An 11,051-nucleotide genomic window follows, 5' to 3' on the forward strand; every position below is an offset into this window, starting at 1 on the left:
CCAGGTGGGCGGCCACCAGCGCGGCCACACCCAGATAGGCGCCGTGCGGAACGCCGGCCAGGAAACGGGAGACCAACACGGTCTCGTGCGAGGGCGCGAACACGGTGAGCAGGTTGCCCAGCAGGAACACACCCATGAACAACAGCAGCGCGGTCTTGCGCGGCAGGCGCGTGCTCAACGCGGTGAGCAGGGGCGCGCCCACCACCACGCCCAAGGCGTAGGCGGAGATGAGGTGCCCCGCGGTGGGGATGGGCACACCGAGGTCGGCGGCGACCTCGGGCAGCAGGCCCATGATGACGAACTCGGTGGTTCCGATGGCGAAGGCCCCGAGGGCCAGGGCGAACAGGGCCAAGGGCATGACTGTGCCTCCCTCTTGCGCAGGGGTGGTCGAGCGACGGTGGTGGAGTGCGCGCCGCGGGGCGCGAAGGCCCGGTTTCAGGGCCGAGAGAACGTGTGCCTGCCGCCGGGGTCGGGGCGACAGGGGTTTGGCACGTGCTAATTCCAGGGTGTCAGGTCTGCGGGGCGCACATCAACCGTGCGGCACGTGATCTGCCTCGCGCCGGTCCCGCACCGGCTCAACGGCATGGGGGAGCGGTGCTCTCCCGCATGGTCAGCGTGGGCGCCAACACCACGTGGGCGCTGTCGGTCCGCCCTTCGTCCAGCCGCGCGAGGGCCGCGTCCACCGCCAGTTCGGCCATTCGGCCCACGTCCTGCCGCACCGAGGTCAGACCCAGGAACGGCAACCCCGCGACACGGCTATCGTCGTAGCCCACCACCGAGACCTCCCCCGGAACGGAGCGCCCGGCCCGCACCAGCGTGGCCATCAACCCGCGTGCGCACTGGTCGTTGCAGGCGACCACGGCGGTGGGCAACCGGTCGCGGGCCAAGAGCGTGTCCGCCGCCCGGGCCCCGGCGGCCTCTGCGTAGGAGCCGGGCAGCACCTCGGCCCGCTCGCCCAGACCATGGTCGCGCATGGCGGCCAGGTAACCGTCACGGCGCTCGGGCGCTCCGGGCGATCGGCCACCGTCCACGTGCACGATGTCCCGGTGCCCCAACGAGACCAGGTGGTCCACGGCCAGCCGGGTCCCGGCCGCGTCGTCGGTACGGACGCTGTCGGTGTCGACCGCTCCGCTGCGCTGCCCGATCTCCACCACCGGCACTCGGGACGCCACCCGTGCCAGATCCTCGGGGGCCTGGGCCGACAGACCGATCAGCACCAGCGCCTCGCAGCGCAACCCCACCAGGTCGTCGATGGCCCGGCGTTCGGTGCGCGTGGCCATCAGGGCGCTCAACACCACGCTGTACTCCTGCAGGGCGGCCGCCGCGTACAGCGCGCCCACCAGGTCGGTCTCCATCGGGTGCGCCATCGTGAACAGCACCCCCAACTGGCGGCTGCGTGCCCGGCGCAGCAACTGGGCGGCGGTGTCGGCACGGTAGCCCAACTCCTCGGCCGCGCGCAGCACCCGCTCCCGGGTCCGGGCACTGGGGCCGGGACGATCGCCCAGGACCAGGGAGACCAGCTGCCGAGAAACGCCCAGGTGCGCGGCCACGTCGGCCATCGTCGGCCGCCCGCCGCTGTCGCTTCCGGTCACCTTCGGTCTCCTCCCACGCAGGCGCATCGTACCGCCGCCCACGAGAACCCGCCGCACGAAGCGAACCGATGCGCCGAACGAGGTGTCTGACCGATCGGACGGACCACCCTTGTCTGAAAGGACCCGATGAACACGGGAGAACCCCTCGCCTCCGCCGCACCGGAGCATCCCCCACTCCCACCAGGGCTCACATCGTTGAAGCCCACGGATCCAACTCAGATCGGCCCCTACCCCCTGGTGGGGCGGATCGGCGCGGGCGGGATGGGCGTCGTCTACGGCGCCCTGGACGTGTACGGCCGATGCGTGGCGATCAAGACCGTGCACGCGGATCTGGCCGGGCGACCGGGATTTCGGGAGGCCTTCGCCCGGGAGGTGGCGATGCTCGCCAGGGCCGAAGGGGTGAGCACCGCCCGACTGCACGCGCACGACACCGAGGCGGAGGTGCCCTGGCTGGCCTTCGACTTCGTCCCCGGCCGCGACCTGCGCGCCCACGTGCGCGAGTTCGGCCCGCTGTCCGGCGAGATGCTGCGGGTGTTCGCCCTGGGCGTGGCCGAGGGTCTGGCGGCCCTGCACAGGGCCGGGGTGGCGCACCGGGACATCAAGCCGGGCAACGTCATCCTCTCCCCGCGGGGGCCCAAGATCGTCGACTTCGGGATCGCCGTGGAGATCGGCGCCGAGCGCTCCCAGGACGCGGCGGCCTCCTACGGCACCCCGGGTTGGGCGGCCCCCGAACGACACGACGGCGCCGCCGCCGATCCTTCGGCCGATGTGTTCGCCTGGGGCGGTCTGGTGGCCCTGGCCGCCACCGGACGCGAACCCTTCGGCGCGGGGGAGACCCGGGAGCGGATCCGGCGTGTGCGCGCGGGGGAGTACGAGATCGACGGGGTCCCCGAGGAGCTGTGCGGGCTGGTCGAGTCCGCGCTGGCGCTGGACCCCGCGCAGCGCCCGAGCACCGAGGCGTTGGTTCGCGCGCTGTTGCCCGACGAGGAGAACAGGACGCACGGAGTCGCTGAGATCCTGCGCCGGATGTTGGGCGCTTACTGGCGTGGCGTGGACGATGGCGGACACGACCCGGCCCTCTGGGCGGGTGCCCTGGCCGCGGTCTCCGCCGCGGGTCTGGGAGCGTCCACCCTTGGCGGTGGTGCCGGCGCCGGTCTCGGCGCGAGCGCGCCCACGGCGGCCGCGGGCACCTTCGGTGGTGGAGCGTCCACCACGGGCGGGGTCATGAGCGGCCTGGCCGGTTCCAAGTTCGCCATGACCGGTGCGGGTGCGCTCGCCGTGGCCGTCCTCGCCGGCGGTGGCTACTTCGTCTACGGGCAGGTGCGGACCTCTCCCACCGAGTGGGTGACCGCCGCCGCGCGGAGCCTGGAGGAAGGGGCGGGGTTCACCGCCACGGTGGAGCGTGCCCCCGTCGGTGGGGGAGAGGCGATCGACGAGGAGTACCTGTACTCGGCCACGGACCAGAGCTTCCTCATCCGGGGAGCGGCGATGGGGCCGGGGACCTCGGCGGTGGCCGTCCACCAGGGAGAACTCTACGTGTACGCGCCACGGGAGGAGGACCCCGGGCTGTGGTCGAACTCGCCCCAGCGGTTGAACGTCGTCTCCGCGGGGGTGGACCCGTTGTTCGGTCAGGAAGGGGAGCACGGGCTGTGGCGGGGCTCGCCCGAGTACCTGGAACCCGCTCTCGACGTGGACACCGACTCCATCGCTCCCAGCCTGGTCACCGCGCCGCTGCGGTCCTTGGCCGAGGCGGGTGGCGCCGAGGAGGTGCAGGGCCGGGACGGGGTGTTGGAGGGTCCCACCGTGCTCCCGATCCTGGACGAGGGAACCCTGACCGAGACGGAGGCGATCGGCCGGGTCGAAGTCGATGGGCAAGGAGCGCCGGTACGGGCCGAGTACACCACGGAGGTCTGGGAGGTACGGGTCGACTTCGAGGAGGTCCTCGCCCAGGAGGCCGACACCGGTGCGCCGATGGAGGATCCGCAGGTATGGGCCGCCGAGAACGACGGGTCCGGCTGGTCCGTGGTGCACGCCCCGATCTGCGGAACCGTCGACCTGCCGCAAGGGGCGGCGAACGAGGGCGGTCAGAAGGAGTGGGACGTCCAGGCGAGCGGTTGGGACGTGGACTGCGACCACGCCATGGAAGTGGCGCGGCTGCGGGAGGGCCGGCTGAGCGACCCGGAGCGGGTCGAGACGCTGCACGCCTACCGGGGCAGGACGAGTGACATCTCGCAGTACGACGACGAGATGGCCTGCGGCATCTTCTGGAGCGAGGACGGGGTCGGGGTCGACGGCTACCCCGAGGTCTCCTACACCTACGGTCCGTGCCAGGAGTCCACCGTGCTGTCCCTTGGTGAGGAGACGGATCCCTACAAGGAATCGGAGGTCGAGTTCGGTCCGGTGACCCTGATCGACTTCCACGAACGGACCTGATCCGGACACGAAAAAGCGGGGGCGCGCCGTGCGGCGCGCCCCCGCGAGGTCTGGTCGGCCCCACGTCCCCCAACGTGGGGGCCGACCGCGCGGCCTGCGCACCGAGAACGGTGGGGCCGCTGGGAGGCGAATACGGTGATGGTTTCGTGTCGGAAACCCCCATTTACGACACGAGCACTCGTATTCGCTTGGTCTGGGCCGAGTCCCACGTCCCCCAACGTGGGACCCGACCGCGCGGCCTGCGCACTGAGTGCGGTCTGGCCGCTGGGAAGGCGGATGCAGCGATGGTTTCGTGTCGGAAACCCCCATTGCCGACACGAGCGCGTGCATCCGCGCATGGTCTGAAGGTGAGTCGAAGCCTCTCACAGACTCTGGTGGGATTTTCGGGGTCGGGAGTTCGGTCTGGGGTGCTTCACCTGTGATAACGCTTCGTGCAGGTGGAGTGTTCCCGCCTGCACGAACGAATTTACGGGGTCATCGGTAAAAACCGTGTGCATTCCGGGGCACGGGTTGTCCATACTCTCCGAGGCATCGACCGGGGAAGAAGGGAGAGGATGACCGAGACGCGTGTGGAGACGACCACCCTGTGGTGCCCCGTCGGGCCCGCCGAACTCGCTCTGGTCAGGGATTCCGGCCGGCGTGGGTGGCCGTCCAGGCTGCCAGGGCGGCTCATCTGCCATCCCGTCCTGAACGAGGACTACGCCGTTCGGATCACCCGGGAGTGGAATCTGCCACGGGATGGAGAGGGGCACGTCACCCGCTTTCGCGTGGAGACCTCGTTCCTGTTCCGCCACCCGGTGCGACAGGTGGGTGGGCGCACCATCGTGGAGCCGTGGGTACCGGAGGAGTTCGCCGAGTTCAACGCGCGCATCCACGGAACGATCGAACTGGTGCGATCCTTCCTGCCCGAGGCGTGGCGACCCGCGTTCGGAGGGTTTTCCGGAGACGACCTTGGGGCCCGGCTCGGACGCCGGGCCCCTTCGTATGCGCGGTTCTCAGCCTGATCCGGCGGCCGACTCGCGTTCTTGAAGGGTGAGCAGGACCTCGCCCAGGGCGTCGGCGAGCACCACCGGCTCGCGGGTGCGCTCCGTGGCCTCTTCGCCGGGGTGATGCGGACGACGTTGTCGGGGCACGGTGCCGTGTGGTGTCGGTGGGGTGGTGGGGTGATGGGGCTTCCGTCGGGGATCGAGGGTGGTGCCCATGGGGTGTCGGGCGCTTCGGGAAGGCGCCCTTCTCCTTTCCCGCACTCGTCAGGCCGGTCGGGTGGCCCGCTGTGACGGTGTCTTCGCCTGTCGCACCAGGGGTATCACGCGGTAGTGACATTTGGTGGATACGGAGCGTGCCTGTGGATGAACACGGGTGCTCCGGAGCCGATGGAATACCTGGACCCGCCGACTGGTTCGACATGATAGTTTCATAGTAAATAATTTCCTTGGAAGCTAGATGGATCGGGGAACGCCATGCAGTTCGGAATCTTCTCGGTCAGTGACGTCACCACCGACCCCACCACGGGACGCACTCCGACCGAGCACGAGCGGATCAAGGCGATGGTGGCCATCGCGCTCAAGGCCGAGGAGGTGGGGCTGGACGTCTTCGCCAGCGGCGAGCACCACAACCGCCCCTTCGTGGCCTCCTCGCCCACGACCATGCTCGGCTACGTGGCGGCCCGGACCGAGAAGCTCATCCTGTCCACCTCCACCACGCTGATCACCACCAACGACCCGGTGAAGATCGCCGAGGACTTCTCCATGCTGCAGCACCTGGCCGATGGCCGGGTGGACGTGATGATGGGCCGCGGCAACACCGGCCCGGTCTACCCCTGGTTCGGCAAGGACATCAGACAGGGCATCCCGCTGGCGCTGGAGAACTACAACCTCCTGCACCGCCTGTGGCGCGAGGACGTGGTCGACTGGGAGGGCAAGTTCCGCACCCCGCTACAGGGGTTCACCTCCACGCCGCGCCCGCTGGACGACGTGCCGCCGTTCGTGTGGCACGGCTCCATCCGCAGCCCGGAGATCGCGGAGCAGGCCGCCTACTACGGTGACGGCTTCTTCCACAACAACATCTTCTGGCCCGCCACCCACACCCGTAAGCTCATCTCGCTCTACCGGCGCCGTTTCGAGCACTACGGTCACGGCAGCGCGGACCAGGCGATCGTCGGACTCGGCGGCCAGGTGTTCATGCGCAAGAACTCGCAGGACGCCGTCAAGGAGTTCCGTCCCTACTTCGACAACGCGCCGGTCTACGGCGGTGGCCCCTCCTTGGAGGATTTCACCCGCGAGACCCCGCTGACCGTGGGCAGCCCGCAGGAGGTCATCGACCGTACCCTGGGATTCAGGGAGATGTTCGGCGACTACCAGCGTCAGCTCTTCCTGATGGACCACGCCGGTCTGCCGCTCAAGACCGTCCTGGAACAGCTGGACCTCCTCGGCGAGGAGGTCGTTCCGGTGCTGCGCAAGGAGTTCGCCGCGATGAAGCCGGCCCACGTGCCCGACGCCCCCACCCACGCCTCGCTCCTGGTCGCCAAGGAGCAGTCCGCCACGAAGACGGAGGAGACCCGATGACCCGGAAGCTGGTGACCGTCACGGCGGGGATGAGCAATCCCTCCTCCACGCGGCTGTTGGCCGACCGTCTGACCGCGGCGGCCGAGGAGGCCCTGGTCGAGCGCGGTGAGAAGGTCCAGGTGCGCGTCGTGGAGTTGCGCGAGGTGGCCCACGACATCATGAACGCCATGACCACCCGTGTGCCCACCGGTGAGCTGCCCGGCGTCCTGTCCGACATCGCCGACGCGGACGGGATCATCGCGGTGACCCCGGTCTTCAACGCCTCCTACAGCGGCCTGTTCAAGTCGTTCTTCGACGTGATCGAACCCGGCACGCTGGACGGCACCCCGGTGCTGGTCGCCGCCACCGGCGGCAGCCCGCGCCATTCGCTGGTGCTGGAGCACGCGCTGCGGCCGATGTTCTCCTACACCCGCTCGGTGGTGGTGCCCACGGGCGTCTACGCCGCCTCCGAGGACTGGGGCGCGGGGGACAGCGGTGGACGTGAGCTGTCCGAACGCATCGAGCGGGCCGCCCGTCAGCTGGCGATCCTGGCCACCGAGCACACCTCGGACAAGGTCGATCCCTATGAGGAGCCCACGTCGTTCGCGGACCTGATGTCCGGTCTGGGCGCCTGAACCGACCCGCGCGAGGGCCCGAGTGCGTTTCGAGCACCCGGGCCCTCGCGCTTTCCTAACACTGTTAGGTACCCTGGTCGCATGGATTCCGCGCTCATCTACCAGCAGGCCCAGGACCGTCTCCTCGTCCTGGCCGCGGGCCTCGACGAGGCCTCTCTCGCCACCGTCGTCCCGGCCTGCCCGGCCTGGGACGTTCGTCAGACCTACGCCCACATGGCAGGCCTGTGCGCCGAGGTCGTGCAGGGTCTGGTGACACCCCCGGCCAGTGACGAGGTCACCGCCCGTCAGGTCGCCGACCGTGCCGACAAGCGCATCGACGAACTCACCGCGGAGTGGGAGGAAGGGGCTCCGGCACTGCTCGAACTCATGCGCACGCAGACCCGACTGCGCTACTCCCTGCCGGCCCTGGACACCTGGCACCACGAGAACGACATCCGTGGGGCGCTGGGGTTGGAGCCCCAGACCGAGGGCGCAGACCAGTTGGCCGCCTTCGTGCTGGGAGGCCTGGCCCGGGGCTGGTCCGCCGACCGTCCCTCGGTGCACGTGCGGGCCACCGACACCGGGCAGGAGTGGCATCTGGGGGAGGGCGACCAGGGGAAGGCGGCCGACCTCACCCTGAGCGCGAGCGCCTTCGAGTTGGCCCGCGCGATCACGGGCCGGCGCAGTCCCGCCCAGATCCGTGCCCTGGACTGGAGTGGTGACCCCGCCGGGGTGGTGCACCTGCTGCCGACCCTGCCCGCCCCGGACAAGGACCTGGCGGTCTGAGAACGATCGCGGTGGATCCGTGGCGCCGCCCGGCGCCACGGATCCACTTTCGTATGCCGTTCGTGAGAGCGTTTCGATTTTTCTCCGGTCACACCCATTGCCGGGCCACATCAATGGTGTTAACTTTTCGGCACCGCTCAATGGGAGCGCTCCCGAACGGGGGGAGCAGCTCCTCGAGTGGCGGACCACATCGACGCCGACACCACGTTCCACGTGGCCGAACGGTCGCGCCAGGCCCCGTCGCGACATCATGCGGATCCACCACGCATCCTCAGACCCGCACACCCCCTCGGTCCCCCCCCGCAGCCGCGCCGAGGCGCCCCACCCCCGGTCTTTCGCACGGTCCGGAGGTCGACGCCCACTCGTGGTCACCGGTGAGGGCGCCGAAGGGTCACCTCCGAGGAGAATGATGTGATCAATCAGAAAGCAGGGCGCCGACGCACAAGGCGCCTCGTCCTCCCCGCGGCCATGAGCGCGGCGCTGCTGACGACCGGCTTCATGGTCGCCTCCCAGAACGCCCCCGCCGCCCCGGCCGAGCTCACCTCCACCTACGAGTACGAACCGGTAGCGGCCTCCGTCATCGCGGAGAACCCCGAGATCACACGGTACGAGGAACGGTTCCTCGCCCTCTACGACAAGATCAAGGACCCCGCCAGCGGCTACTTCCGCGAGTTCGACGGGCTCCTGGTCCCCTACCACTCGGTGGAGAACCTCATCGTGGAGGCGCCCGACACCGGGCACGCCACCACCTCCGAGGCGTTCAGCTACTACCTGTGGCTGGAGGCCGCCTACGGGCGTCTGTCCGGAGACTGGGACCCCTTCAACTCCGCCTGGGAATCGATGGAGACCTTCATCATCCCGGGCACCGCCGACCAGCCCACCAACGCCTCCTACGACCCCTCCGACCCGGCCACCTACATCCCCGAGTCACTCGAACCGGGCGACTACCCCATGCCGCTCACCGACGGTGTCGACGTCGGACAGGACCCCCTCGCCGACGAACTGAGCGGTACCTACGGCACCGACGAGATCTACGGGATGCACTGGCTGCTGGACGTGGACAACGTCTACGGCTACGGCTTTTGCGGGGACGAGAGCGACGACGCCCCCGCCTACATCAACACCTTCCAGCGCGGCTCCAACGAGTCCGTCTGGGAGACCGTGCCGCACCCGTCCTGCGAGACCTTCGCGCACGGTGGGGAAAGCGGCTTCACCGACCTGTTCGTGGACGACCCCGAGGCCTCGGAACAGTGGCGCTACACCAACGCGCCCGACGCCGACGCCCGCGCCGTCCAGGTCGCCCACCTCGCCCACGAGTGGGCCTCCGAACAGGGCAACGGGGCCGCCGTGGCCGACAGCGTGGCCAACGCCGCCAAGATGGGCGACTACCTGCGCTACTCCATGTTCGACAAGTACTTCAAGGAGGTCGGCGACTGTGTGGGCGCCGAGTCCTGCCCGCCCGGAACGGGCAAGGACTCCGCGCACTACCTGCTCGCCTGGTACTACTCCTGGGGCGGTGCACTGGAGAGTGCCGAGTATCCCTGGGCCTGGCGCATCGGCGGATCCTCCGCCCACCAGGGCTACCAGAACGTGATGGCCGCCTACGCGCTCAGCGAGAACGACGCGCTGCGGCCCGAGTCGCCCACGGGCGCCGAGGACTGGGGCACCAGCCTCGACCGTCAGTTGGAGTTCCTGCAGTGGTTGCAGTCCTCCGACGGCGGCATCGCCGGTGGCGCGACCAACAGCTGGGAGGGTTCCTACAACGAGCCCCCGGCGGGCACCTCCACGTTCCACGGCCTGTTCTACGACGAGAAGCCCGTCTGGCACGACCCGCCGTCCAACCAGTGGTTCGGTTTCCAGGTCTGGGACGTGGAACGGGTGGCCGAGTACCACCGAGTGACCGGTGACGAGCGCGCCGGGGACATCCTCGACGACTGGGTGCCGTGGGCGATCGAGAACACCACCGTCGGCACCGACGGGGACTTCCAGATCCCGGCCGACATGGAGTGGAACGGGCAGCCCGACGACTGGACGGGGACGCCCACCGGCAACCCCGGTCTGAGCGTGGAGGTCGTCTCGCACAACCAGGACGTGGGCATCGCCGCCGGTCTGGCCAAGACCCTGTTGCACTACGCCGCCGCCACCGGCGACGAGGCCGCACTGGAGACCGGTGAGGGACTCCTCGACGCCCTGATGGCCAACGAGGACGACCTGGGGATCGCGGTCCCGGAGGTCAGGGAGGACTACTCCCGCTTCGACGACCCCTACGAGTCCGAGAACGGTGGCCTGTACGTGCCGGACGACTTCACCGGCACCATGCCCAACGGCGACACGGTCGACTCCGACTCCACGTTCGAGTCCATCCGCTCGTTCTACTTCGACGACCCGGACTACGCGCAGGTCGCCGACCACTTGGACGGCGGACCGGCCCCCGAGTTCACCTACCACCGCTTCTGGTCACAGGTCGACGTGGCCACGGCCCTGGCGTTGCACGGTGAGCTGTTCGGCGACGAGGACGACCCCGAAGAGGAGGGCGCCGAGGACTGACGTCCCACCGGCCCCGTACCCCTCACATCCCCCACGCCCGGCCGCGTGATCGCCGCACACGCGGCCGGGCCCCGCACCGAAGGGACACACACCATGCGCACACCCACCATCGTCGGGACGGTCGCGGCCGCCGCGGCCGTCGGCGGTATCGCCGTCGCCGGGGTGCTCGTCGCCCTGCCCGACACCGCCGAGGCCCACGGCGCCTTCACCCACCCGGCCAGTCGCACCTACGCCTGTTTCGACGACGCCACCGGTGGTACCGGCGGAGGCGCGCTGAACCCCACCAACGAGGCCTGCGCCGACGCTTTGGCCGAGGGCGGGGACTACGCGTTCTGGAACTGGTACGGCAACCTCGTCCCCGACTCCGACGGACGGCACCGCGAGTACGTGGCCGACGGGGAGCTGTGCGGGCCCGGCGAGGACTTCGCGGCCTTCAACGCACCCCGCACCGACTGGCCCACCACGCACCTGCCGGCGGGCGAGACGGTCGAGTTCCGGCACAACGCCCGGGCCCCGCACCCGGGCACCTTCCTCAC

Annotated in this window: 9 protein-coding genes and 1 pseudogene; 7 read left to right on the forward strand and 3 right to left on the reverse strand. The window is 69.8% G+C overall.

The features are described 5' to 3' along the window. A partial coding sequence (locus K8V84_RS11400) for an MFS transporter (protein WP_304074000.1) occupies positions 1–358 on the reverse strand: 358 nt, incomplete at its 3' end. 217 nt (positions 359–575) lie between these two features. Next, positions 576–1,559, reverse strand: coding sequence for a LacI family DNA-binding transcriptional regulator (locus K8V84_RS11405; protein WP_304074011.1), 984 nt, complete (start codon positions 1,557–1,559; stop codon positions 576–578). 159 nt (positions 1,560–1,718) lie between these two features. On the opposite strand from K8V84_RS11405, the gene K8V84_RS11410 reads away from it, so the two are divergent. Next, a complete protein-coding gene (locus K8V84_RS11410) occupies positions 1,719–4,025 on the forward strand; it encodes a serine/threonine-protein kinase (protein WP_304074001.1) in 2,307 nt (768 codons plus the stop codon). A 554-nt stretch (positions 4,026–4,579) separates the two neighbouring features. After that, positions 4,580–4,936: pseudogene (locus K8V84_RS11415) on the forward strand (ADP-ribosylation/crystallin J1); the annotation flags it as partial. A gap of 84 nt (positions 4,937–5,020) precedes the next feature. On the opposite strand, the gene K8V84_RS11420 reads toward K8V84_RS11415, so the two are convergent. Continuing rightward, positions 5,021–5,158, reverse strand: coding sequence for a hypothetical protein (locus tag K8V84_RS11420; RefSeq protein WP_304074002.1), 138 nt, complete (start codon positions 5,156–5,158; stop codon positions 5,021–5,023). A gap of 327 nt (positions 5,159–5,485) precedes the next feature. Between K8V84_RS11420 and K8V84_RS11425 the strand changes: the two genes are divergently transcribed. From K8V84_RS11425 to K8V84_RS11445, 5 genes are all read left to right on the forward strand, one after another. Then, entirely contained in the window at positions 5,486–6,589 is a 1,104-nt protein-coding gene (locus tag K8V84_RS11425; RefSeq protein ID WP_304074003.1) for an LLM class flavin-dependent oxidoreductase, read from the forward strand. Beyond that, positions 6,586–7,203 (forward strand): FMN reductase, encoded by a 618-nt coding sequence (locus K8V84_RS11430; RefSeq protein ID WP_304074005.1) that lies wholly within the window; start codon positions 6,586–6,588, stop codon positions 7,201–7,203. Before K8V84_RS11425 ends, K8V84_RS11430 begins: the two co-directional genes overlap by 4 nt. Positions 7,204–7,284: 81 nt before the next feature. Beyond that, complete coding sequence (locus K8V84_RS11435) at positions 7,285–7,968, forward strand: maleylpyruvate isomerase family mycothiol-dependent enzyme (protein WP_304074006.1); 684 nt, start codon at positions 7,285–7,287, stop codon at positions 7,966–7,968. Between the two features lie 468 nt (positions 7,969–8,436). Further along, the gene (locus K8V84_RS11440) at positions 8,437–10,515 is read left to right on the forward strand and encodes a glycoside hydrolase family 48 protein (protein ID WP_369696623.1); all 2,079 of its coding nucleotides are present in this window, start codon (positions 8,437–8,439) and stop codon (positions 10,513–10,515) included. Positions 10,516–10,608: 93 nt separating this feature from the next. Then, positions 10,609–11,051 (forward strand): lytic polysaccharide monooxygenase (locus K8V84_RS11445; protein WP_304074010.1); only part of this gene is annotated, 443 nt, incomplete at its 3' end.

Origin of the sequence: Nocardiopsis listeri, from assembly GCF_020741345.1 — a bacterium.
GTDB classification, from domain to species: domain Bacteria; phylum Actinomycetota; class Actinomycetes; order Streptosporangiales; family Streptosporangiaceae; genus Nocardiopsis; species Nocardiopsis listeri_A.